Genomic DNA, 23,039 nt, shown 5'->3' with positions numbered 1-23,039 from the left:
ATGCGTCGAGTGGTTCTGGAGCGTTTTCCGGCCGGAAGTCCGCGGGGAAGCTGGCCCGCCGAGGAGTATGCGGCGCAGCGCCTGCGCGAGGGCGTGCCGGCGGAGGTGGTGATGGATCTGGACAGCGACGCGTTCCTCGTCGTGGTCCGGCAGCGGGAGGCGTATTCCGGTCACTGACGGGCCCGCAAGAAGATCCGGTGGGCGCACGACCCTTGGCCTGGTGCCCCCGCAGCCCCACACTTGCCCGATGACGCAGCGTGTGGACCTCGCCACGGTCATGGACCGGCTGGCGATCGACGAGGTGGTCACGGGGTACGCGGTGGCCGTCGACGACGGCGACTGGGCGGCCTACCGCGCCCTGTTCACCTCGGCGGGGCGGGCCGACTACAGCTCGGCGGGCGGGATCGAGGGTCCCGCCGGGGAGGTCGCCGACTGGCTCGCGGAAACCATGAAGCTCTTCCCGGTGCGTCAGCACCTGATCGTCAACCGCCTGATCCGGCTGGAGGACCTGGGCGGCTCCCCGGGCGACCGGGCCGAGGTGCGGGCGGACTTCCTCAATCCGATGCGGCTGGCGGGGGACGAGTTCGACGGGACGGTCACGGCCCCCAACTTCGTCGCCGCCGGGCGCTACTCCTTCGTGCTGGCCCGCACGTACGACGGCTGGCGGCTCACCCGCGTCACCGTGCACGAGAAGTGGCGGCACATGTCCGCCTGAGCCGCTCCACCCCGTCTGTCCCACACTGGAAGCGGAGGCGTGCCATGGTCTCGATCCGGGCTGGGTGGTTCCCGCGTTGGCGTGCGCCGGCCGCCGTCGCCGCCGGGGCACTGCCGGCCCTCGCCTTCCCCGCGCCCGCGCTCTGGTGGTTCGCGTACGTGGCGCTCGTGCCCTGGATGCTGCTGCTGAGGTCCGCCCCCACCGGGCGGCGGGCCGTGCTGGAGGGCTGGCTGGGCGGCGCCGCCTTCATCCTGGCCGTCCACCACTGGCTGCTGCCGAGCCTGCACGTGTTCCTGGTGCCGGTGGCCGCACTGCTGGGCCTGCTCTGGATCCCCTGGGCGCTCCTGGTGCGGGAACTGCTGGGCGGGATCCCGGCGGCGGGCCGGGCGGCGGCCGCGCTGGTCCTCGTACCGGCTGGATGGCTGCTGTCGGAGCTGGCCCGGTCCTGGCAGGGGCTGGGCGGGCCCTGGGGGCTGCTGGGGGCCAGCCAGTGGCAGGTACCGCCCGCGCTGCGGCTGGCCTCGGTGGGCGGGGTGTGGCTGGTGAGCCTCCTGGTCGTGGCGGTGAACTGTGCGCTGGTGCTGCTGATCGCCATGCCCCGGGCCAGGGTGCCCGCGATGGCCGGGGTGACGGGATGCGCGGTGCTGACGGGGCTGGTGTGGCTGTGGGCGCCTCGCCCACAGCCGTCGGGCGAACTGCGGGTGGCCGTCGTACAGCCGGGCCTGGTGGCCGACGGCCCGGACAGTGCGGAGCGGCGGTTCGCCGCCGGTGAACGGCTCACCCGGGGCCTGGCCGGACAGTCCGTCGACCTCGTGGTGTGGGGCGAGAGCAGTGTCGGCGGGGACCTGACGGCCCGCCCGGACCTGGCCGGGCGGCTGGCTTCGCTGTCCGCGCAGGTCGGGGCTCCGCTGCTGGTCAACGTGGACGCGCGCGCGGCCGACAGCCCCGGGATACGCAAGAGCGCGGTGCTCGTCGGCCCTCAGGGCCTGACCGGCGACCGGTACGACAAGATGCGGCTGGTGCCCTTCGGCGAGTACGTACCGGCCCGGGCCCTGCTCGGCTGGGCCACCTCCGTCGGCAAGGCGGCCGCCGAGGACCGCGTGCCGGGTGACACCCCGGTGCTGATGAACCTGCCCGGGCGGCCGGACGGCCGGCCCGGGGTCCGGCTCGGCCCGCTGGTCTGCTTCGAGTCGGCCTTCCCCGACATGAGCCGGCACCTCGCCCGCGACGGGGCCGTCCTCCTCGTCGCCCAGTCGGCGACCTCCAGCTTCCAGGACAGCTGGGCCCCGGCCCAGCACGCCTCGCTGGCCGCGCTGCGGGCGGCCGAGACCGGCCGCCCGATGGTGCACGCCACCCTCACCGGTGTCAGCGCGGTGCACGGCCCCTCCGGGGAGCGGATCGGCCCCGCCCTGCCCACCTCCGCGAGCACGGCGCGGGTGTACGAGGTCCCGCTTGCCGGCGGCACGACCTTCTACGTCCGCCACGGGGACTGGCCGGTGGCCGCGGCCCTCGCCGCCCTGGCGGCCTACTGCGTCGTGGAAGGCCTCCGCTCGCTCAGGAGGCCTGCCCCAGAGCCGAGCCCACCACCCGCTCGCACAGCTCGTGGGTCAGCAGCGCGTCGCGTGCGCTGAGCGTCTTGCCCGTCTCCACGGATTCCAGGAAGGCGTCCACCACCTGCTCGATGCCGCGCTGGCGGGCGACCGACACCCAGTCCCCGCGGCGCCGCACGGTCGGCTGGCCCTTGTGGTCGATGACCTCCGCGAGGTTGACGACCTGCCGCTTGGTGTCCTGCCCGGACACCTCGAGGATCTCCTCGGTGGAACCGGACAGCCGGTTCATGATGCCGAGCGCGGTGAAGCCGCCTCCGGAGATCTGGAGCACCACCTGGTGCATGAGTCCCTCGCGCACCACGGCCCGGACGTCGATGTGGTCAGCCTCGCCCGGCAGCAGGAAGCGCAGGGTGTCGACGACGTGGATGAAGTCGTCCAGCACCAGCGTGCGGACGTCCTCGGGCAGCCCGACGCGGTTCTTCTGCATGACGATCAGCTCGCGCGGGTGGTCGGCGCACTGCACGTAGCCGGGCGCGTAGCGGCGGTTGAAGCCGACGGCGAGCGAGACCCCGCGCTCCTCGGCCAGTTCCACCAGCCGCGTCGAGTCGGCGAGTTCGTAGGCGAGCGGCTTGTCCACGTACGTCGGCACGCCGGCCTCCAGCAGCCGCGTGACGATCTCGGGGTGGGAGGCGGTCGGGGCGTGCACGAACGCCGCGTCGAGCCCTTCGGCGAGCAGCGCGTCGAGATCGGTGTGCAGGCGCCCGGCGGGGACGTGGTGGATCGCGCCGACCCGCTCGAGGGTGGCCGGGGTTCGGGTCTGCAGGTGCAGCTCGATTTCCGGGCGGGTGGTGAGGACGGGCAGGTACGCCTTCTGCGCGATGTCGCCGAGTCCGATGCAGCCGACCTTCACCGGGAGCCTCCTGGTTCGTTCCTTGTGGGACGCTCGCAGCTTAATCCCTGGTGGTGGGGGGCTTGTTCGCTGAGGATGGCGGTCATGACGACCACGAGTTCCGGATCACATCGCACAGAGCCCTCCACCACCGCGGACGAGCGCGGCATGCTGGACGGCTGGCTCGACTACCACCGCGCCACCCTCGCCTGGAAGTGCGAGGGGCTCGCCGACGAGCAGCTGCGCCGCACGCCGCTGGCGCCCTCCGAACTGAGCCTGCTGGGCCTGGTACGGCACATGGCCGAGGTGGAGCGGTACTGGTTCCGGGAGATCATGCTCGGCGAGGACCTGCCCGAGCTGTACTCCACGCGCGAAGACGTGGACGGTGACTTCCACTTCAGCGAGAAGGCCACCTGGGCCGAGGCCGAGCAGGTGTGGCAGACCGAGGTCGAGCTGGCGCGCCAGGCCGCCGCGGGCCGTTCGCTGGACCTCGTGTCGGAGGCCGAGAGCCACCACCGCGGCGAGGTGTTCAGCCTGCGGTGGGTCTACACCCACATGATCGAGGAGTACGCCCGCCACAACGGCCACGCGGACCTGCTGCGCGAGCAGATCGACGGCGCCACCGGCGAGTAAGCCCGTGCGGGCGCCGCGCGGATCCGGGTCGGGATCCGGATCGGGGTCGGATAGCCCCTACCCGTCACCCGTGCGGGGTCAATATGGGCTCCGGGTTTTCACAACGCGGTCGTCGCGGAGCAGAGTTGCGCGGGTGCATCCAACCCGAACCACGACAAAGCTGCTGCTCGGAGTCGCCTGTGCCGTCTCGGCCGTCTCCGGCTGCGTGAACGTGAGCCCCGGCCCCGGTGCCGGACAGTCCGGCGGGGCCCCCTCCGCCGGACTGCCGCCGCACCACGAGCCGCGCGGCGGGCCGGGGTCCGCCCCCGTGGTCGTCCAGGCGCCCGCGCTGGAGGCGTTGAAAGCGGTCCCGGAGCAGCCGGCACGGCCCGCTGCCTCCGCCCCCGCCCGCCGGTCCGCCGAGCCCACCGCGCAGGGCGCCTCCGGCGGCCCCGCGCAGGCACCGCCGCCGGTCCCGGACATCCCGGAGCCGCGCAGGCCGTCACAAGCGTCCTCCGGCCGTGAGAGCGGCGGCCGCCCGCACCGCCCTCGGTCCGATGCGAAGGCGGAGCGGGAGCTGATCAAGGAGCTGCCGGTACGGCCCGCCGACGTGTGCGCGCTGGGCCGCCGGCACGGAGGATGGCACCCGGACAGCCCGGAGGCCCGCATCTGCGGAGGCGTCACGGGGGAATGATCCGGCCTGACCGGCAGGACGCCCTCAGCCGCCCCCTACGCGCTCACGGGGACTGCTCCGGGAACGGCCGGGGCCCGGGGCCCGGTTCCGCGGCGAGCCGCCGCTCCAGCCGGGCGATGGCGGCCCGTACGCCGTTCCCGTACCCGTCGTCGGACAGCGCGCCGGTGGCGGCGCGGGCCCGTGCCAGGTGGACCCGGGCCGCCTCCGGCCGCTGGAGCTTCACGTAGTCGGCGGCCAGGCTGAGGTGCAGGGACGGGTAGAACACGCGCATCGCCGGATGCTGCTCCCGGGGTGCCAGCGGCCCGTCCCTGAGCGCCTCGGCGGCGGTCAGGGCCCTCAGGTCCCAGGCCAGCTCGTCGGCGGGGTCGTCCTGGGCGTCGGCCATGTAGTGGGCGAGCGTGCACCGGTGGAGGGAGTCGCCCTCCTCGCCGATCTCGGACCAGATCGCACCGAGCCGGTTGCGGGCCTCCTCGCGGTCTCCGGCGTGCAGCAGGATGACCGCCTGGCCGATCCTGGTCATGACGGCGTCCTCCGACGCCTCCTGCTGCTCCGTCACCGCGGCCTCCGGCTTGTTCCGCCAGACCTGCTCCGGTCTGATCATCAAGAAGCTAGCCGGAGGCACCGGCAATGGCGCCGAGGCGCGGTGGGCCGTCAGCCCAGGTCCGGAATCCGCCAGTCGATCGGCTCATGGCCCTGCGCTGCGATGGCCTCGTTGATCTGCGTGAAGGGCCGGGAGCCGAAGAACTTCTTGGCCGACAGCGGGGAGGGGTGGGCTCCCTTGACGACCACGTGCCGCTCCTCGTCGATCAGCGGGATCTTCTTCTGGGCGTAGGCGCCCCAGAGCACGAAGACGGCCGGGTCGGGCCGCTCGGACACCGCGCGGATCACCGCGTCGGTGAACTTCTCCCAGCCCTTGCCCTTGTGCGAGTTGGGCTCTGCCTCGCGGACGGTGAGCACCGCGTTGAGCAGCAGGACGCCCTGGCGGGCCCACGGCATCAGGTACCCGTTGTCCGGGACCGGGAGGCCGAGCTCCTCCTTCATCTCCTTGTAGATGTTGCGGAGCGAGGGCGGGGTCTTGACCCCGGGCTGCACGGAGAAGCACAGGCCGTGTCCCTGGCCGGCGCCGTGGTAGGGGTCCTGGCCGAGGACCAGCACCTTCACCTGGTCGAAGGGAGTGGCCTCCAGGGCCGCGAAAACCTGCTCGCGGGGCGGGTAGACCGGCCCGTTCGCCCGTTCCTTCTCGACGAACTCCGTGAGTTCCTTGAAGTAGGGCTGGTCCAGCTCCCCGCCGAGGACGGGGAGCCAGGACTCGGGCAGCATCTGGGTCACGGCGACAACCTCCGGTACATGTTCGTGCAACTGCTCCAGAACCTACCGGGGGCCACTGACAACGCCTCAGCCGCCCGCATCGCCGCCACCGCTACCAGCTGGTCTTGCGGTAGAACTCCCACATCTGCATGACGGTCTGCGGGTCCAGCGCCCGCTCGGCGCCCGCGATGTCGTCACGCGCGGCGACGTACAGCTTGCCCTGCCACAGGGGCAGCAGGCGGACGTCCTCGGCGAAGATCTGCTGGGCCCGCTCGAACTCGTGGACACCGGCCGCGCGGTCGCCCTCGCGCCGGGTCTTGGGCAGCAGGTCGGTCAGGATCTCGGCCGGCTCGTACGGGGTGCCGACCGCGTTCTCCTTGCCGACGAACGGCGCGATGAAGTTGTCCGGGTCCGGGAAGTCGGGGAACCAGCCTCGGCCGAAGACCGGGTACTCCTGGCCCTTGTAGCCCTCCTGGAACGCCTTCCAGGGCTGGCTGCGCAGGGTGATCCTGAAGAGGCCGCTCTCGTCCAGCTGGCGCTTGAGCTCGGTGAACTCCTCGGCGGTGGAGGAGCCGTACCGGTCCGTGGTGTACCAGAAGGTCAGGTCGACCGGCGTGGGGACCCCGGCGTCCTTGAGGATCTTCGTGGCCTTCTTGACGTCCGCGTGCCCGTACTTGTCGTAGAAGGGCGTCTTGTGACCGACGACCCCCTTGGGAACCATCGAGTACAGCGGCTCGGCGGTGCCCTGGTAGACCTTGGAGACGAGCGCCCCGCGGTCGACGATCTGGGCGATGGCCTGGCGGACCGGGGCCTTGCTGGCCGCCGGGTCCTTGGGGTTGAAGACCAGGTAGCGGATCTCGGCGCCGACGTTCTCGACGACCTGGACGCCCTGACCGTGCGCGTCGGGGCTCTGCAGGTCCCTGACCTCCGGGGCCGACAGGCCTCGGTAGGTGGCGTCGATCTCCTTGGCCTTGAGGGAGGCGACCATCTTCGCGGAGTCCGTGAAGTAGCGGATGGTCACGCCGTTGTTCCGGCGGTTGGCGAAGCCCGTGTAGCCCTCGTTGCGGCCGAGGACGGCCTCGTTGCCCTCCTTGTACGAGTCGAGCACGTACGGGCCGGAGCCGGTGACCTTGCCGTCCTCCCGCACCTTGTCGGCCGGGTAGTCCTTGGGCGCGACCAGCGAGGCGGCCGGCGAGCCGAGGACGAAGGGGAAGGTGGCGTCGGGAGTGTTCAGGTGGAAGACGACGGTCAGCTCGTCTGCGGCCTCGATCTTGTCGAGGGAGCCGAAGAGGTCCTTGGGGCCGACCTTGGAGCCGATGGTCCGGATCCGGTCCAGAGAGTGCTTGACGGCCTTGGCGTCGAGCGGCTCCCCGTTGGAGAACTTCAGGCCCTTGCGCAGGGTGCACCGGTACGACTCGTTCGCCGCGTCCGTGAACTCGCAGCTCTGGGCGGCGTCCGGCTGGGGCTTGGTGGAGCCCGTGGGGAAGGCCAGCAGAGTCTGGTAGACGTTCCGGTACAGCTCCCAGGAGCCGTCCCATGCCGCTGCCGGGTCGAGGGTGCTCGGTGCGCTCGTCGTGCCGACGATGATCGGCTTCGTGTCGGCGGCACTGTCGTCCGAAAGCAGGCCGCAACCGGCGAGCAGGGATATGGACGCAAGGGCCGCAGTGACCTGCAGGCATCTGGTCCGGTTGAACACGTGCACGCTCCTCGATCAGCCAGGGGTGCGGCAGACCCTACCGCAGTGCCCCACGAATCCAATGGGTAGGTTTCGTGGGGCACTTGACCGGTTCCGTGCACATTAGGTATGCATTTGCCTCCCTTTCGGTGGCAAATGCGTCCGATTATCGGTCAGTGCACTCCGGCATTGAGGAACATTCCGCCGTCAACGACGAGAGTTTGCCCTGTGATCCATTCCGCTTGTGCAGATGTAAGAAAAGCGGCCGCGCCACCGATGTCCTCCGGGACCCCGAGCCGGCCGAGCGGGTAGGCGGCCGCGGCCTCCTGCTCCCGGCCCTCGTAGAGCGCCTGCGCGAACTTGGTCTTGACCACCGCGGGGGCGATCGCGTTGACCCGGACCCCGGGCGCCATCTCGTGGGCGAGCTGGAGGGTGAGGTTGACCATGGCGGCCTTGCTCATCCCGTACGCGCCGATGAAGGGCGAGGCGGAGACCCCGGCGATCGAGGCGATGTTCACGATCGCCCCGCCGTTCTCCTTCTGCCAGGCGTGCCAGGTCCGCTGGGCGAAGCCGAGCGCGGAGATCACGTTCGTCTCGAAGACCTTGCGCGCGACCCCGAGGTCCAGGTCCGCGATCGGGCCGAAGACCGGATTGGTGCCGGCGTTGTTGACCAGGAAGTCGACCCGGCCGAAGGTCTCCATGGTGCGCTCGACGGCATGGGCCTGGTGGGCCTCGTCGTGCGCCTTGCCGGCCACTCCGATCACCCGGTCCGCGCCGAGCCGCTCGACGGCCTCCTTGAGGGCGTCCTCGTTGCGTCCGGTGATGCAGAGCCGGTCGCCGCGGGCGACCAGCGCCTCGGCGATTCCGTAGCCGATGCCCCGGCTCGCTCCGGTGATCAGCGCGACCTTGCCGCTGTCGATGCCGTTGTACGTCGTCATGGCGTATGCCCTGCCTCTCGTGAGCTCGTCAGTTGAGCGGGCCGCCGGCCACGTACATGACCTGGCCGGAGACGAAGCCGGCGGCCTCGCCCGTGAAGAAGGCGATGGCGTTGGCGATGTCGTCCGGACGGCCGACGCGCTGGACGGGGATCTGGGTGGCGGCGGCCGCCTGGAAGTCCTCGAAGCCCATGCCGACGCGGGCGGCCGTCTGGGCGGTCATCTCGGTGACGATGAAGCCGGGGGCGACGGCATTGGCGGTGACGCCGAACTTGCCGAGCTCGATGGCCAGGGTCTTGGTGAAGCCCTGCAGACCGGCCTTGGCGGCCGAGTAGTTGACCTGGCCGCGGTTGCCGAGCGCCGAGCTGCTCGAGAGGTTCACGATGCGGCCGAACTTGGCCTCCACCATGTACTTCTGACAGGCCTTGGACATCAGGAAGGCGCCGCGCAGGTGCACGTTCATGACCGTGTCCCAGTCGGTCTCGCTCATCTTGAAGAGCAGGTTGTCGCGCAGCACGCCCGCGTTGTTGACCAGGATGGTCGGGGCGCCCAGCTCGCTCGCGACGCGCGCGACGGCCGCCTCCACCTGCGCGCCGTCGGAGACGTCACAGCCGACCGCGAGGGCCCTGCCGCCGGCCGCCGTGATCGCCTCCACGGTGTCCTTGCAGGCCGCCTCGTCGAGGTCGAGTACGGCGACGGCCCGGCCTTCGGCGGCCAGGCGCACGGCGGTGGCCGCGCCGATGCCTCGGGCCGCCCCGGTCACGATCGCGACGCGCTGCTCGGTGGTGGACATGCTGGATCTCCTCGCCCTTGAGAGGCGGCCGCCCAGAGGTGAGCAACCGCTTAGTAGCTTCAGCTGAGGAGACGCTAGGAGCCTTGGCACCCGGTGTCAACGGGAGCCCCGGCCCGGCGCGCTAGCGGACCAGCAGATCCAGCAGCCGCTCCACCTCGGCGGCCGGGTCGGCCGTCAGGCCGGTGTGCACCGGACCCGGCTGCACCACCGTGCTGCGCGGGGCGATCAGCCACCGGAACCGCCGCCCCGGGTCATCACCCGCCGCCTGGCCGGCGGACTCGCCGCCCGTGCACAGGCCCTCCACCCCGCGCAGGGCGGCCCGTACCCCGGCCACGTCGGCTCCGGGGTCCAGGGCGAGGAGCTTCGCCTCGTCGAGGTGGGTGCGCGCGGCCACGTACGAGCGGGCCCGGCAGTAGACGATCACGCCGGCGTTGAAACACTCGCCGCGTTCCATCCGGGGCACCACACGCACCAGCGCGTACTCGAACACGTCCCGCTTGGTCACTCGTCGTCGCTCTTGTTCTTCCGGGGGCGGGGGTCGAGGCGGTCGGCCAGCCAGCCGGGGGGACCCGACCGGGCCTTCACCTCGGCCGCCATCGAGATCCTCTCGTGGATCGTGGCCGCGCGCGGCAGCAGCGCCTCCACATAGGCGCGGCGCAGCGCGTCGGTGGAGTCGAAACCGGGCTCGTCCACCAGCCACTCGTCGGGCACGTCGGCCGCGACCTCGGTGAGCAGTTCCTCGGTGACCAGCGGCGCGAGCGCGGCCGCGGCGGCCGCGAGGTCCGGGCCCACGGGGGCCAGTACGTGGTCGGAGGCGTTGTAGGGCTTGGCGGCGGCGGCCTGGGCGGTGGGCCAGTTGTGGTGCCAGATCATGGTGGCGCCGTGGTCGATGAGCCACACGTCCCCGTGCCAGACCAGCATGTTCGGGTTGCGCCAGGACCGGTCGACGTTGTTGATCAGGGCGTCGAACCAGACCACGCGCCCCGCCTCGACCGGGTCCACCTGGTAGGCGAGCGGGTCGAAGCCGATCGACCCGGGCAGGTAGTCCATGCCGAGGTTGAGCCCGCCGCTGGCCTTGAGCAGCTCCTGGACCTCCTGGTCGGGCTCGCCGAGCCCGATGACGGGGTCGAGTTGCATCTGCACCAGCCGCGGGACCCGCAGGCCCAGCCGCTGGGCCAGGCGGCCGCAGATGACTTCGGCGACCAGGGTCTTGCGGCCCTGGCCGGCTCCGGTGAATTTCATGACGTAGGTACCGAGGTCGTCGGCCTCGACGATTCCCGGAAGCGAGCCGCCCTCACGCAGGGGCGTGACGTAACGGGTCGCGATCACTTCGGACAGCATCCGCCCAGGTTACGGGGGTCAGGTCGCGGGAGCCCACTGCGTTAAGAGGGCTTCGGCCGTGGTGATGGTCGCGACCAGCGCGAGGGAGTTGCGGATCACCTCGGCGGTGCAGGAGGCGGGCACCCCGGCGATGGCGTCGGCCGGGACCACGACCTGATAGCCGAGGTTCACGGCGTCGAAGACGGTGTTCGGGATGGCGATGTTGGAGGAGACCCCGGTGACGACGAGGGTGCGGATGCCGAGGTTGCGCAGCAGGGCGTCCAGATCGGTGCCGGACATCGGGGAGAGCCCGTGCAGGCGGCGGACCACCAGGTCCTGCTCGGCCACCGCGAGCGGGGCGGCGAGCTGCACCGCCTCGGTCCCCGCGATCTGGCGCACGGGCAGCTTCCCGGCCGCGCGGAACAGCCGTGCGTTGCTGTTGGCCCCGCGCCCGTCCGGCCGCCGCTCGGCGACGGCGTGCAGCACCTGCACGCCGGCCCCGCGCGCGGCGTCGGCCAGCGCGGCCACCCGGCCCAGCATTCCGGAGGCCCGGGCCTCCTTCGCGAGCTCGGGCAGCGCGCTCTCCTCGCCGACGACGCCGTTCTGGCATTCGACGGTGAGCAGCGCGGTGGTGGCGGGATCGAGATCCGGCATGGCTCCCCCTGGCGTAACGGCCGACGAGCCCGCATGATTCCTGACACACAGTCAGATGTGAAGGGGTGCGGGACGAATGGACGAGACACGCCCGGAGAGGACACAGCGGCGGGGCCGCCGGATCATGATGACCGACGAGGAGGTGGACGCCTTCCTCCGCGAGCAGCGCACCTGCCGGGTGGCCACGGTCTCCCCGGACGGCCGCCCGCACGTGGGCGCCCTGTGGTTCGCCTGGGACGGCAGCTCGCTGTGGCTGTACTCGATCACCCGCAGCCGGCGCTGGTTTGACCTGCGCAAGGACCCGCGGATGTCGGTCGTCGTGGACTCCGGCGAGGCGTACGACGAACTGCGCGGCGTGGAACTGTCCGGCAGCGCCGTCTTCGTGGGCGAGGCCCCGCGCACCGGTGAACCCTGCCCGGAGCTGGCGGAGGCCGAGCGGATCTTCCCGGTCAAGAACTTCGGCATCGAGGAGATGCCCCACGACGGGCGGCACGCCTGGATCCGCCTGACCCCGGAGTCGGTCGTCTCGTGGGACTTCCGCAAGCTCTAGCCCCCTGGCGCTCTAGAGGCCGGCGGCGGCCTGCTTCAGCGCCTCGACCGCGGCGCGGATGGAGGGCCGGCGGTCGGCGTCCGCACGCCAGACGGCGTACACGTGCCGGCGCACGCTGTCGCTGACCGGCAGCAGCCGTACCCCGCCCGGCACCGGGCCGCGGCCCAGCTTCGGCGCCACGCACACCCCGAGCCCGGCCTCCACGAAGGCCAGCTGGGTGTGGTGCTCCTCGGCGATGTGGGCGATGCGCGGCTCGATTCCGGTGCCGCGGAGGGTGAAGACCAGCCACTCGTGGCAGAACTGCCCCTCGTTCCAGGAGATCCAGTCGTCGTCGGCGAACTCGGCGAGGGAGATCTCCGACCGGTCGGCCAGCCGGTGGCCGGCCGGGACCGCGATGTCGACGGAGTCGTCCAGCAGGTGCGTCCGGGTGAGTTCGGCGGGCACCGGCATCCGCTTGTTGTGCCAGTCGATGGCCAGCGCCAGGTCGAGGTCGCCGCGCACGACGGCGGCCATGCTCTCCTCGGGCTCCTGCTCGCGCACCCGCACCCGCAGTTCCGGGTGACCATCGCGCAGGGCGGACAGGGCCCGGGGCAGCAGCCCGCGCATGGCGGTCGGGAAGGCCCCGATGCGCAGCTCGCCGACCGCGCAGCCCCGCTGGGCCTCCACGTCGGCCTGGGCGAGCTCCACCTGGGAGATGATCCGGGCGGCGTGATCGGCGAGCAGCCGCCCGGCGTCGGTGAGCCGGACTCCGCGCCCGTTCCTGGCCAGCAGGGGCTGGCCGACCTCGCGTTCGAGCTTGGCCATCTGCTGGGACACGGCGGAGGTGGTGACGTGGAGCCCGTCGGCCGCGCCGCTGACCGAGCCGTGGCGGGCGAGGGCGTCGAGGGTGCGCAAGCGCTCCAGGTTCAACATGTAAGCGATGCTACGCCGTCGCTCCGAGAAACTCTCGCTTGTTCTACGAAGTTGATCCGCGCACAGTAAGGGCTATGAGCGCACCCACCACCCCTCGACCGGCCCTCTCCACGGCCTCCCTCACCGCCACCCCGGCCCCGGCCACCCGGCGGGGCGTCCTCCTGGACTGGCGCGTCCGCTTCGCGATCCTGTCGGTGGTCTGGGGCTTCAGCTTTCTACTGATCAAGGTGGGCACGGAAGCGTACGCGCCCTTCCAGGTGGCCCTGGGCCGGGTCCTGTTCGGGGCGCTCGCCCTCGTCGCCGTACTGCTGGTCCGCCGCGAGCCGCTGCCGCGGGGGCTGCGGACCTGGGGTCACCTCAGCGTGGCGGCGCTCCTGCTCAACACCGCCCCGTTCTCCCTCTTCGCCTACGCGGAGCTGAGCATCCCCTCCAGCCTGGCCGGCATCTGCAACGCCACCTCCCCGCTGTGGGGGATGGCGCTGTCCCTGGTCGCGCTGTCCGAGGACCGCCCGACCCGCCGCCGCTTCGCGGGTCTGGGCCTGGGCTTCCTCGGCGTCCTCACCGTCCTCGGCGCCTGGCAGGGCTTCTCCGGGGTCGACGCCAAGGGCACCGCGTTCGCCCTGCTGGCCTCGCTCTGCTACCCCATCGGCTGGATCTACGTCCGCCGCACGCTGGCCGGGGCCCCGGGCTCCCCGGTGGCCCTGACCGGCGGCCAGCTGATCCTCTCCACGCTCCAGCTCGGGCTGGTCAGCGCCCTGTTCACATCGGCGCCGACGTCGTTCCCGCTCTGGCCGACGCTGTCGGTGATCGCCCTGGGCGCCCTCGGCACGGGCATGGCGCTCCAGATGCAGTACGGCCTGGTCTCGGAGATCGGCCCGACCACGGCCCAGATGGTCACGTACTTCATCCCGGTGATCGCCACCACGGCGGGCATCCTGGTCCTCGGCGAACAGCTCCACTGGAACACCCCGGTCGGCGCCGCGATCGTCCTGGCGGGCGCCGCCCTCACCCAGACCCGCCCCGGGCCACGGAAGCCCGCCTGACGCCTGCTGCCTTCCGGGCGATCACCACACGTTTTCGTCCTGGGCGGGCTGCCGGAACTCGCCTGACCCGCCACCGAGGCGGCGGGGCCGAGGTCAGACGTAGCGGACCCCCGCCGCCCCCGGCCGGACCGCCGCGGCCACGGCGTCGGCCAGGCCCGGCACCTCGCCGACCGCCAGCCGCGACACCGTCAGCCGCACGCCCGGTTCCGACTCGACCCGGAACCGGGCCCCGGCGGTCACCGCCCAGCCCGCGGCCAGCAGCCGGGTCACCACCCCCGTCTCATCGGCCACCGGCACCCACACGTTCATCCCGCTTCGCCCGTGCGCCCGTACGCCCCGCTCCCGCAGCGCCGCGACCAGCGCGTTCCGCCGCTCCCCGTACGAGCGGGCCACCGCGGCCCGGTCCACCGCGCCCGAGGTCCACAGCTCCACCACCGCGTACTGCAGCAGCCGGCTCACCCATCCCGGGCCCAGCCGCTGCCGCCCCCGGACCCGGTCCAGCGTCACCGCGTCCCCCGTCAGCACCGCCAGCCGCAGGTCCGGCCCGTAGGCCTTCGCCGTCGACCGCACCAGCGCCCAGTGCCGGGTGACCCCGCTCAGCGGATGCAGGGGCAGGTCCACGATCGCGTGCCCGTGGTCGTCGTCGATCACCAGCACTCCGGGGTGGCCCGCCAGCAGGGCCCGCAGCTCCCCGGCCCGCTCCGCGCTGACCGCGGCCCCGGTGGGGTTCTGCGCCCGCGAGGTCACCACCAGCGCCCGCGCCCCGGCCTCCAGGGCCCGCGCCACCGCCTCGGCCTTCGGCCCCTCGTCGTCGACGGCCACCGGCAGCACCCGCAGCCCGAGCGCCGGGACCAGGTCCAGCACGCTCCCCCAGCCCGGGTCCTCGACGGCGACCGCGTCCCCGGGGCGCAGGTGCGCGGCCAGGACCCGCTCGATCCCGTCCAGGGCGCCCGAGGTCAGCGCCACCGGCCCGGCCGGCACCCCGGCCGCGTCGAGGTCGGCCCGGGCCAGCCGCGCCAGTTCCGGGTCGACCGGGTCCTGCCCGTAGAGGGTCGGCGCCTGCGCGTACCGCCGGGCGGCCGCCGCCAGCGCCCCGTCCAGCGCCGGGAGCAGCGATACGTCCGGGTTGCCTTCGGTGATGTCCCGTACGCCCGCCGGCACCGCCATCCGCAGGGCGTCCCGCGGCGCGCTCGACGGGCGGGCGCGCACCCGGCTGCCGCGCCGCCCGTCGGTCTCGATGACCCCGCGCTCGCGCAGCGTCCGGTACGCGGCCGCCACGGTGTTGGGGTTCACCCCCAGCTCGCCCGCCAGCTCCCGCATCGGCGGCAGCAGCGCGCCCGGCGCCAGCGCGCCCGCTCCCACACCCGCTTCGACGCTGGCCGCGATATCCGATGCACGTCGCCCGGTGATCCGGTAGTCTCCTAGCACAAAAGACAGTATGCACTAGTGCAACGGAGTTCGCATCATGACCGCCACGCCCGCCACGGAAACGCCCGCGCCGTCCGAGCCGACCACCTCGCCCGACGCGTACGAGCCCACCGAGCGCACGGTGCCGACCCGCGCCCGCGACCGGGCGCGCTACGACCGCGAGACGGTGCATTCGATACTCGACCAGGCCTACATCTGCCACCTCGGCTTCGTCCGCGACGGCGCCCCGGTGGTGCTGCCGACGCTCTTCGGCCGGGTCGGCGAGGCGCTCTACATCCACGGCTCCACCGGCTCCCGCCCGCTGCTCGCGGCCGGCAAGGCCGACCCGGGGCTGCCGGTCTGCGTGACCGTGACGCACCTCGACGGCCTGGTGCTGGCCCGCTCGGCCTTCCACCACTCGCTCAACTACCGCTCGGTGGTCGTGCACGGCACCGCCTACCAGGTCACGGACGAGGAGGAGTGCCGGATGGCCCTGGACGCCCTCGTCGACCACGTGGTCCCGGGCCGCTCCGCCGACTCCCGGCCGGCCAACGCCAAGGAGCTCGCCGCCACCGCGGTGATCCGCCTGGACCTGACCGAGGTGTCCGCGAAGATCCGTACGGGCGGACCGAACGACGACGCCGAGGACCTGGGGCTGCCCTACTGGGCGGGCGTGGTCCCGGTCGCTCCGGCGTACGGGGCGCCGATCCCGGCGGCCGGCCTGACCGCCGGGATCGCCACTCCGGACTACCTCGCGGCGCTCTGACGCGAGACTTCGGGAGCGCGGACGGGCCGGACCGCCGGCCCGTCCGCCGACCCGTCCGCCGGCAGTTCCGCCGGCCGCCGCGCCTCCGCCGCGATCAGGGCGCCCACGGCCGCCAGCAGCAGTACGGTGCCCAGCACCACCGCGCCGGTCAGCCGCTCCCCGAGCAGCAGCACGGCGATCACGGCCGCGCTCACCGGCTCGATCAGCATGATCACGGACACGGTGGCGGCCCGCACGGCGGCCGCCCCGGTGAAGTAGAGCGCGTACGCCAGGGCCGTCGGCACCGTCGCGACGTACACCAGCAGCCAGAGCACCCGCCCGAGTTCGGCGGTGTGCGGCAACAGCCCCTCGGCGGCGGCGAGCGGCAACAGGCACACCGCGCCCACCGCGACCGACCAGGCGGTGGTCACCAGCGGATCCCCGCCCGCCCCGCGCCGCCCGAGCCAGCGGGCCCGCAGGGTCATCGCCGCGTATCCGGCGGCCGACAGCAGTGCCCAGCCGACGCCGAGCGGGCGCACCTCGCCGCCCCCGCTGCCCAGCACCAGGACGGCGAGCCCGGCCAGCGCCCCGGCGACGGCGGCCGCGCCGCCCTTGCCGAGCCGTTCGCCCAGCGAGTACCGCGCGCCGAGCGCGATCAGCGCGGGCCCGGCGCCGAGCGTGACGACGGTGCCGACCGCGAGGCCGGTCTCGCGGACGGCGGCGAAGTAGGCGGCCTGGAAGAGAGTGAACAGCAGGCCGGTCACGATCAGCGAGCCGGCCGACGGCCGGACCCGCCCGAGCCCGGGGCGTGGCCGGCGTACGGCGAGCACCCCCAGCAGCACCACGAGCCCGCCCGCGCACCGCCAGAACGACAGGGCGAGCGGACCGAGGTCACTGGCGAGGAAGAGGAGCGAGGCGGCCGCTCCGGCGGTGCCCCAGGCGGCTCCGGCGACGACGAGGTACAGCAGACTGCGCCCGGCAGCGGGCGAATGGTTCGACACGTGGTTCTCCGCGCATGCGTGAAGGATGAAGGAAGCAGGTCATCGCTTCGCGGGCAGCGCGCACCGGCCCGGGAACTCCCCGGGCAGGGGGTCTCGCTGGAGGAAGTGCCGCCCGCGCTAGGCGGAGGCGGGAGGCGGAAGCACGGTCGAAGGCATGATCGCCACCCTAGGCCTTCGCGGTCTCGCGGTCCACCACGGCCGGACCGGCCGCGGCCGGGGCGGTGGACGGCGCGGTCGGCGGGACGGCCGGCGGGGCCGGCCGGGAGGACTGCGCGATGAACGCGCCGCCCAGCACCAGCCCGCCGCCGACGATCTGCCAGGTGGAGAGGTGCTCGCCGAGCAGGATCCAGGCCAGCACGGTGGCGACGACCGCCTCCAGGAAGGCCACCACGCCCGCGACCTGCGGTGAGAGCCTGCGTACGGAGACCACGCCGGTCAGGTACGCGAAGACGGTGGCGATCAGCACCACCCAGCCGAGCAGCACCGGCGCGGGGACCATCGTGCCGCCCACCGCGGCCTCCCCGCCCAGGACCTGCCAGTCGATCTCCCACGGCCGGGCGATCACCGTCATCACCAGGGCACCGACGAGCATGCCGTACGCGATCACCCCGAGCGGGTCGGGGGCGTCGTCCCCGTCCGCACCCTGGTCGGCGAAGACGAAGTAGAAGGCCTGGCACAGGGCCGCGCAGAGGCCGAACAGCACGCCGAGCAGGTCGAGCCGCAGCCCGGCCCAGATCTCCACCACGCAGGCCAGGCCCACGACGGCCACGGCCGCTCCGGCGGCGGCGCCCCGCGTCACGGGCTTGCGCTGCACGAAGCGGATGTAGCCGAGCAGCAGCGCCGGGCCGAGGTACTCCAGCAGCAGGGCCACGCCGACCGGAATCCGGGACAGCGAGGCGAAGTAGAAGGCCTGGACACCGGCGACGGCGACCAGTCCGAAGCCCGCGAGCAGCGCAGGCCTGCGCACGATGAGGTCACGGTGGCGCCAGGCCAGCGGCGACAGCACGAGCGCTGCCCCGGCCACCCTGAGCCAGACCATGTGGAGGGGGTCCAGACCCGCCTCGATCAGTGGCTTCGCCGCCACTCCGGAACCACCGAACGCGAGCGCCGAGACGAGGGCGAGGCCCAGTCCGGCGTTTTTCCCTGACGCTTGCATCGGGCCATCATGGCAGGGCCCGTCAGGAGCGTCACGGACGTGACACCTGTTGAGACGCAGATGACACCACGGCCACCCGCCCCTCCAATATCTGACAGGCCGTCAGTATTGAATGTTCCGCCCACCGGGGCTACGTTCCGCCGCACGTACCCGACGAGAAGGGGTGGTCGCATGGCCGAAGTCACCGCGGAATCACGCATCGAGGCGTCCGCCGCGAAGCTCTGGTCCCAGCTGACGGACTGGGACGCGTACGGCCAGTGGAGCATGACCCACACCAATTTCCCGAAGGGTGGCCCGGAGACCCTGGCGGTCGGCTCCACCTTCGCCGAGAACATGAAGATGATGGGCTTCCCGGCCGAGGTCGTCTGGACCGTCTCGGAGCTGGAGGATGAGCGCGTCTTCGCCATCACCGGCAAGGGCCCGATGGGCGTGGCCGTCCTCACCCGCTACACCCTGGTACCGGACGGCGGGGCCACGACAGTGCGCATCGACGGCGAGTTCACCGGAGCGGCGGTCTCCCTCATGGCGGGCAAGCTCAAGGACTCGGCCACCGCCGCGCTGAACGAATCGCTGCGCAAGCTGGCCGGCCTGGTCGCCTGACCTCCCGACCGCTTCCGAACGCTTCCGTACGCACGACGGCGCGCCCCGCGAGTCATTCGCGGGGCGCGCCGCTGCGATCGTCCGGGCCGACCGGTCAGTGCTCGTCGGCCAGGATCAGGTAGAGCTTCTTGCGGGCGTCGTTGATGACCGCGACGGCCTTTTCCCGCTGCTCGGGGGTACCGGTCTTGAAGACCTGCCCGAAGGCCTCCCACAGGCCGATGCCGGCCGTACGGATCTCATGCATGGCCTCGAAGTCGACGCCGCGCCCCGCATCCGCCCAGGGGGCGTCGGGGCCCGACTCGGCTTCGGTGCGGCCGGCCTCGGTGAGCGTGAACAGCTTCTTGCCGCCCTCGCTCTCGCTGGTGATGAGCCCCTCGTCCTCGAGCAGCTGCAGGGTCGGGTACACCGAGCCGGGGCTGGGCTTCCAGGTCCCGCCGCTGCGCTCGCCGATCTCCTGGATCATCTCGTAGCCGTGCATCGGCCGGTCGGCGAGCAGCGCCAGGATCGAGGCGCGTACGTCACCGCGCCGGGCCCGGCCCCGCGGTCCACCGCGTCCGCCGCGCCCACCGAAGTGGCCGCCGCCGAAGGGCGGTCCGAACGGGCCGAAGGCGGCGCGCCGCCCCTGGAACTCCTCCCGACGATCGGGCCCGCAGTGACCGTGGCCCCGGCCGTGGTCATGCCCGTGCTCGTGTCCGTGCTGTCCGTGTGAACGCATGACTGCGCTCCTTTCGTCATTTCGTCAGTTCGTCGTTTCGTATCGGTTGTCCGATGCCTCCACTATCGATGACCCATCGCGATGCGTCAACGATATATCGGAAACTTTTTCAGCGAACAGCCCTGCACCAGGCCAGTCACCCCCGATTGGCCTTTGTCGATGATCAAGAAATCGCCCTACCGTCGGTTCATGCGCATCCGAATCGTCGACGCCTTCACCGACCGTCCGTTCCACGGGAACCCCGCCGGAGTCCTGCTCCTCGACGCCGCGTTCCCCCCGGACGCCTGGCTCCAGCAGGTCGCCTCCGAGGTGAACCTCTCCGAGACCGCCTTCGCCCACCCCCTGCCGCCCGGCTCGGACGCCGACTGGGCCCTGCGCTGGTTCACCCCGGCCGCCGAGGTCGACATGTGCGGGCACGCGACCCTCGCCACGGCGCACGTCCTCGCCTCGAGCGGCCTCGCCGACGGGCTGATCCGCTTCACCGCCCGCTGCGGCATCCTCACGGCCGAAACCGCCCCGGACGGGGCCATCACCCTGGATTTCCCGACGTCCTCGCTCACCCCGGTCCCGGCTCCGACCGCCGTGGACCACGCGCTGGGCGGCGCCCCGATCCTGTCCGTGCACGACACCGCCGCCCACATCGGGGACCTGCTGATCGAGCTCGCCGACGAGCGGACCGTCCGGGAACTGCAGCCGGACCACGCCGCCCTGCGGGCCTTCGCCAAGCGCGGGGTGATCGTCACCGCGCCCGCCGAGGATCCCTCTCGCGGGTACGACTTCGTCTCCCGCGGCTTCTTCCCGGCCTTCGGGATCGACGAGGACCCGGTCACCGGCAGCGCCCACACCGCGCTCGCCCCGTTCTGGGCCGAGCGCCTGGGCCGCAGCGAACTGACCGGCCTCCAGGGCGGCGAGCGCCGGGGACTCGTACGGGTGACCCTGGCGGGCGAGCGCACCCTGCTGACCGGCCACGCGGTCACCGTCCTGGACGGGGAACTCCTCACCGCCCCCTGAACCGGGCCGGCTACGGCGTCGGCAGCCAGCCCACCTTGCCCGCGAGCAGCGCGTACCCGCCGAAGGCCACGATGTCGAGCAGCGCGTGCGCGACGACGAGCGGCCCCACCCGGCCCCAGCGGCGGTAGGCCAGCACGAAGACGACGCCCATCACCACGTTGCCGATAAAGCCGCCGATGCCCTGGTAGAGGTGGTACGAGCCGCGCAGCAGCGAGCTGGCCAGCAGCGCGGCCATCGGCGACCAGTCGAGCTGGCCCAGCCGCCGCAGCAGATAGGCCAGCACGATGATCTCCTCCACCACGGAGTTCTGCACCGCGGAGAGGATCAGCACGGGGAACTTCCACCACACGTCGGGCAGGGCCTCCGGCACCACCGTGAGGTTGAATCCGGTGGCCCGTGCCCCCAGGTAGAAGAGCAGCCCCGCGCTCCCGATCCCGGCCGCGACGAGAGCGCCCCGGCCCAGGTCCCACACGGGCCGGGTGCGGTCGAAGCCCAGCACCCGCAGCCCCGGTGCCCCCTCGCGGGTCAGCAGGTGCGCCACCAGCAGGACGGGGACCAGGGCGGTCGCGATGCCGAACAGCTGCCAGGCCAGGTCCAGCCAGGGCCGGCCGGGCGCGTACGAGCCGTTGAGCGTGGCGGCCTGGTCCTTGAGCCCGCCCGGCTTGGTGAGCGAGCCGATGAAGCTGATCAGCGCCGAGAACCCGCTCGCGCCCAGCGACAGCGCCAGTACGAGCAGGGTCTCGGTGCGCAGCACGCGCCGCCGCGACGCGTCTTCGCCCAGCTCCACGACCACCGGCTCCGGCTCCGCACGCACGCCCGACTCCCGTCCTGCCAGCCCACTGCGACGACCCGTCGCGACCACCCCATACTGCCTCCTCGGGGGGCCGCCGGGCGGCCGGGGGGCTGCCAGGGGGATCAGCCGCCGGCCGGCACCACCTCCTCCCCCGGCCCCACGGGCCAGGTGTGCACGGGATCGCCCTTGTGCATCAGCTCGCTGTAGCGCCGCGTGGTCGCCGCCAGCGCCTCGTCGCGGTCCAGCCCCGACGCGAGCGCCCGGTGGTAGGTGTCCACCTGCCAGGTCGCCCCGTTCACCCGCCGCCGGCAGCGCTCCTCGATGATGCCGAGGTAGCGGTCCCGGTCCGCGGGCTCGATGCCCCACGCGTCCAGGCCGGCCGCCGCCATCGGCAGCAGCTCGTCCAGGACCAGCCTGACGGCGGGCACACTGGCCAGCCCCCCGGCCCGCCCCCGGCGCGGCCAGCGCAGCCGCGCGTCGATCCCGTACCGGCAGGCGGCGTCGAAGTTGGCCTCCGCCTCGGCGAAGGGCAGCCGGGTCCACACCGGGCGCGGCTCGTCGGCGAGGGTGCGTACGAGTCCGTAGTAGAAGGCGGCGTTGGCGACGACGTCGGCGACCGTGGGCCCGGCCGGCAGCACCCGGTTCTCCACCCGCAGGTGCGGCACCCCGTCGGCGACCCCGTACACGGGCCGGTTCCACCGGTAGACGGTGCCGTTGTGCAGGACCAGCTCCTGGAGCCCGGGCACCCCGCCCTCGGCGAGCACCCGCAGCGGCTCCTCCTCGTCGCAGATCGGCAGCAGGGCGGGGAAGTAGCGGACGTTCTCCGCGAAGAGCTCGTACGCCGAGTCCACCCAGCGCTCCCCGAACCAGGTGCGCGGCCGCACCCCCTGAGCCTGGAGCTCGGGCGGCCGGGTGTCGGTGGCCTGGGTGAACAACGGCGGCCGCGACTCCCGCCACAGCTCGCGCCCGAACAGGAACGGCGAGTTCGCGCCCACGGCTATCTGTGCGGCGACCACCGCCTGGGCCGCGTTCCACACGTCCGCGAACCGCGCCGGGGTCACCTGGAGGTGCAGCTGTACGGAGGTGCACGCGGCCTCCGGCACGATCGACCCGGTGTTCCAGATCAGCCGTTCGACGCCGTCGATGTCGAGCGTGAAGTCCTCGCCGCGCATCATCAGGATCTGCTCGTTGAGCAGCGAGTAGCGGTCGACCGCCGAGAGGTTGGCGGTGACCAGGTCCTCGCGGGTGATCGTCGGCAGAATGCCGATCATCACCACCCCGGCGTCGATCTCCGCGGCCTGCCGGTGGGCGTAACCGAGACCTGCGCTGAGTTCCTCGGCGAGCTGATCGAATACCCGGCCGCCGAGGCGGTGCGGAAGGACGTTCACCTCCAGGTTGAACATTCCGAGTTCGGTCTGGAAATCGGGGCTCGCAATCCGCTCCAGTACCTGGGCATTCACCATTCTCGGCAAGCCGTCGGCACCCGCAAGATTCAGCTCGATCTCCAGTCCCATCATGTTCTTGGGGCGATCGAACCTCTTCTCCGCCAGAAGTCGCTCCAGTCCCTCCAGGCACTCGTGAAGCTTCCTTCGATACCGCTGCCGATCGGACAGGTCGAATCCGCCTGCCACGACCTTCTCCCCCATCGAGCGTCCCTCCTCGAGTGGGCCTGGCCCGATGCACCCAGGCGCGCATGTACGGTCGATGATGCCCCGGCAGCTTGATCTATAACGCGGCGGGGGCGTGCGTGGCGAGGAGCGTGCGCCGGTTTGGCCGACAGGCGTTTTGGCACATTCACCTGGCAAGTCGGTGGATGCAAATTCCGCGTCGACTTTGCCTGTTCCGGATAACCGACGCTTTCCAGCCGAGCCCCTTTCCGGTAACCTCCGAGGTCAGCGCGACATGTTCGCGCACATCCGGCATGAATGCCATGTCAGCGGGACCGGTAAGCGCCTTGTCCG

At 72.3% G+C, this 23,039-nt stretch carries 26 protein-coding genes; 10 read left to right on the top strand and 16 right to left on the bottom strand.

Annotation, left to right across the window (positions count from 1 at the left end):
• The 3 genes from JIW86_RS32510 (at nt 1) to lnt (ending at nt 2,346) form a co-directional block, all read left to right on the top strand.
• Entirely contained in the window at nt 1-177 is a 177-nt protein-coding gene (locus JIW86_RS32510) for a hypothetical protein (RefSeq protein WP_215149723.1), read from the top strand.
• Between the two features lie 70 nt (nt 178-247).
• A complete protein-coding gene (locus tag JIW86_RS32505) occupies nt 248-715 on the top strand; it encodes a nuclear transport factor 2 family protein (protein WP_257557436.1) in 468 nt (155 codons plus the stop codon).
• A gap of 44 nt (nt 716-759) precedes the next feature.
• Nucleotides 760-2,346 carry an apolipoprotein N-acyltransferase gene (gene lnt, locus JIW86_RS32500; protein WP_257557435.1) on the top strand — a complete coding sequence of 529 codons (1,587 nt, stop codon included), beginning with the start codon at nt 760-762 and terminating at the stop codon, nt 2,344-2,346.
• Here lnt and JIW86_RS32495 read toward each other — a convergent pair.
• Nucleotides 2,270-3,175 carry a Gfo/Idh/MocA family protein gene (locus JIW86_RS32495; protein ID WP_257557433.1) on the bottom strand — a complete coding sequence of 302 codons (906 nt, stop codon included), beginning with the start codon at nt 3,173-3,175 and terminating at the stop codon, nt 2,270-2,272. The two genes, lnt and JIW86_RS32495, sit on opposite strands and share 77 nt — an antisense overlap.
• An 84-nt stretch (nt 3,176-3,259) precedes the next feature.
• Here JIW86_RS32495 and JIW86_RS32490 point away from each other — a divergent pair, with 84 nt between their 5' ends.
• Together JIW86_RS32490 and JIW86_RS32485 are read left to right on the top strand one after the other, a co-directional pair.
• On the top strand, nt 3,260-3,787 hold the full coding sequence (locus JIW86_RS32490; RefSeq protein ID WP_257557432.1) for a DinB family protein: 528 nt from the start codon (nt 3,260-3,262) through the stop codon (nt 3,785-3,787).
• A gap of 133 nt (nt 3,788-3,920) precedes the next feature.
• A complete protein-coding gene (locus tag JIW86_RS32485) occupies nt 3,921-4,460 on the top strand; it encodes a hypothetical protein (RefSeq protein WP_257557431.1) in 540 nt (179 codons plus the stop codon).
• Nucleotides 4,461-4,503: 43 nt separating this feature from the next.
• Here JIW86_RS32485 and JIW86_RS32480 read toward each other — a convergent pair whose 3' ends face one another.
• From JIW86_RS32480 to JIW86_RS32445, 8 genes are all read right to left on the bottom strand, one after another.
• Nucleotides 4,504-5,016, bottom strand: a complete 513-nt coding sequence (locus tag JIW86_RS32480; protein ID WP_257559521.1) for a hypothetical protein — start codon at nt 5,014-5,016, stop codon at nt 4,504-4,506.
• A gap of 95 nt (nt 5,017-5,111) precedes the next feature.
• Nucleotides 5,112-5,780, bottom strand: coding sequence for a uracil-DNA glycosylase (locus JIW86_RS32475; RefSeq protein WP_030722329.1), 669 nt, complete (start codon nt 5,778-5,780; stop codon nt 5,112-5,114).
• A gap of 100 nt (nt 5,781-5,880) precedes the next feature.
• Nucleotides 5,881-7,464: an ABC transporter substrate-binding protein gene (locus tag JIW86_RS32470; RefSeq protein ID WP_257557430.1), complete on the bottom strand. Its 1,584-nt coding sequence runs from the start codon at nt 7,462-7,464 to the stop codon at nt 5,881-5,883.
• Nucleotides 7,465-7,616: 152 nt separating this feature from the next.
• On the bottom strand, nt 7,617-8,381 hold the full coding sequence (locus tag JIW86_RS32465; protein WP_257557429.1) for an SDR family oxidoreductase: 765 nt from the start codon (nt 8,379-8,381) through the stop codon (nt 7,617-7,619).
• Nucleotides 8,382-8,409: 28 nt separating this feature from the next.
• Complete coding sequence (gene fabG, locus JIW86_RS32460; RefSeq protein WP_257557427.1) at nt 8,410-9,171, bottom strand: 3-oxoacyl-ACP reductase FabG; 762 nt, start codon at nt 9,169-9,171, stop codon at nt 8,410-8,412.
• A gap of 121 nt (nt 9,172-9,292) precedes the next feature.
• Nucleotides 9,293-9,676: a DUF3037 domain-containing protein gene (locus tag JIW86_RS32455; protein ID WP_215149714.1), complete on the bottom strand. Its 384-nt coding sequence runs from the start codon at nt 9,674-9,676 to the stop codon at nt 9,293-9,295.
• Entirely contained in the window at nt 9,673-10,512 is an 840-nt protein-coding gene (locus JIW86_RS32450) for a HipA family kinase (RefSeq protein WP_257557421.1), read from the bottom strand. Before JIW86_RS32450 ends, JIW86_RS32455 begins: the two co-directional genes overlap by 4 nt.
• Before the next feature lie 18 nt (nt 10,513-10,530).
• A complete protein-coding gene (locus tag JIW86_RS32445; RefSeq protein WP_257557420.1) occupies nt 10,531-11,145 on the bottom strand; it encodes a cysteine hydrolase in 615 nt (204 codons plus the stop codon).
• Between the two features lie 76 nt (nt 11,146-11,221).
• On the opposite strand from JIW86_RS32445, the gene JIW86_RS32440 reads away from it, so the two are divergent.
• Nucleotides 11,222-11,695: a pyridoxamine 5'-phosphate oxidase family protein gene (locus JIW86_RS32440; RefSeq protein WP_257557419.1), complete on the top strand. Its 474-nt coding sequence runs from the start codon at nt 11,222-11,224 to the stop codon at nt 11,693-11,695.
• Nucleotides 11,696-11,707: 12 nt separating this feature from the next.
• Here JIW86_RS32440 and JIW86_RS32435 read toward each other — a convergent pair whose 3' ends face one another.
• Nucleotides 11,708-12,607: a LysR family transcriptional regulator gene (locus JIW86_RS32435; protein ID WP_215149710.1), complete on the bottom strand. Its 900-nt coding sequence runs from the start codon at nt 12,605-12,607 to the stop codon at nt 11,708-11,710.
• 74 nt (nt 12,608-12,681) lie between these two features.
• Between JIW86_RS32435 and JIW86_RS32430 the strand changes: the two genes are divergently transcribed.
• Nucleotides 12,682-13,650, top strand: coding sequence for a DMT family transporter (locus JIW86_RS32430; protein WP_257557418.1), 969 nt, complete (start codon nt 12,682-12,684; stop codon nt 13,648-13,650).
• A 93-nt stretch (nt 13,651-13,743) separates the two neighbouring features.
• On the opposite strand, the gene JIW86_RS32425 is transcribed toward JIW86_RS32430, so the two are convergent.
• Nucleotides 13,744-15,078: an aminotransferase class I/II-fold pyridoxal phosphate-dependent enzyme gene (locus JIW86_RS32425; RefSeq protein WP_257557417.1), complete on the bottom strand. Its 1,335-nt coding sequence runs from the start codon at nt 15,076-15,078 to the stop codon at nt 13,744-13,746.
• A 37-nt stretch (nt 15,079-15,115) separates the two neighbouring features.
• Between JIW86_RS32425 and JIW86_RS32420 the strand changes: the two genes are divergently transcribed.
• Nucleotides 15,116-15,823: a pyridoxamine 5'-phosphate oxidase family protein gene (locus JIW86_RS32420; protein ID WP_257557416.1), complete on the top strand. Its 708-nt coding sequence runs from the start codon at nt 15,116-15,118 to the stop codon at nt 15,821-15,823.
• Here the strand turns inward: JIW86_RS32420 and JIW86_RS32415 are convergent.
• Complete coding sequence (locus tag JIW86_RS32415; RefSeq protein WP_257557415.1) at nt 15,805-16,803, bottom strand: DMT family transporter; 999 nt, start codon at nt 16,801-16,803, stop codon at nt 15,805-15,807. The two genes, JIW86_RS32420 and JIW86_RS32415, sit on opposite strands and share 19 nt — an antisense overlap.
• Before the next feature lie 166 nt (nt 16,804-16,969).
• The gene (locus tag JIW86_RS32410; protein ID WP_257557414.1) at nt 16,970-17,959 is read right to left on the bottom strand and encodes an EamA family transporter; all 990 of its coding nucleotides are present in this window, start codon (nt 17,957-17,959) and stop codon (nt 16,970-16,972) included.
• 171 nt (nt 17,960-18,130) lie between these two features.
• Here JIW86_RS32410 and JIW86_RS32405 point away from each other — a divergent pair, with 171 nt between their 5' ends.
• The gene (locus JIW86_RS32405; protein ID WP_215149705.1) at nt 18,131-18,559 is read left to right on the top strand and encodes an SRPBCC family protein; all 429 of its coding nucleotides are present in this window, start codon (nt 18,131-18,133) and stop codon (nt 18,557-18,559) included.
• A 94-nt stretch (nt 18,560-18,653) separates the two neighbouring features.
• Here JIW86_RS32405 and JIW86_RS32400 read toward each other — a convergent pair whose 3' ends face one another.
• On the bottom strand, nt 18,654-19,274 hold the full coding sequence (locus JIW86_RS32400; protein ID WP_257557406.1) for a PadR family transcriptional regulator: 621 nt from the start codon (nt 19,272-19,274) through the stop codon (nt 18,654-18,656).
• A gap of 189 nt (nt 19,275-19,463) precedes the next feature.
• On the opposite strand from JIW86_RS32400, the gene JIW86_RS32395 reads away from it, so the two are divergent.
• Complete coding sequence (locus tag JIW86_RS32395) at nt 19,464-20,285, top strand: PhzF family phenazine biosynthesis protein (RefSeq protein ID WP_257557405.1); 822 nt, start codon at nt 19,464-19,466, stop codon at nt 20,283-20,285.
• A 10-nt stretch (nt 20,286-20,295) separates the two neighbouring features.
• Here the strand turns inward: JIW86_RS32395 and JIW86_RS32390 are convergent, their stop codons facing one another.
• Both JIW86_RS32390 and JIW86_RS32385 read right to left on the bottom strand, forming a co-directional pair.
• Nucleotides 20,296-21,099, bottom strand: coding sequence for a CPBP family intramembrane glutamic endopeptidase (locus tag JIW86_RS32390; RefSeq protein WP_257557397.1), 804 nt, complete (start codon nt 21,097-21,099; stop codon nt 20,296-20,298).
• Between the two features lie 101 nt (nt 21,100-21,200).
• The gene (locus JIW86_RS32385) at nt 21,201-22,724 is read right to left on the bottom strand and encodes a glutamate-cysteine ligase family protein (RefSeq protein ID WP_215149701.1); all 1,524 of its coding nucleotides are present in this window, start codon (nt 22,722-22,724) and stop codon (nt 21,201-21,203) included.
• Nucleotides 22,725-23,039 lie beyond the last annotated feature (315 nt).

The organism is Streptomyces sp. NBC_00162, from assembly GCF_024611995.1.
Lineage (GTDB): Bacteria > Actinomycetota > Actinomycetes > Streptomycetales > Streptomycetaceae > Streptomyces.
The sequence above is the reverse complement of the archived record's forward strand: the minus strand, read 5'-3'. Positions and strand labels throughout refer to the sequence as shown.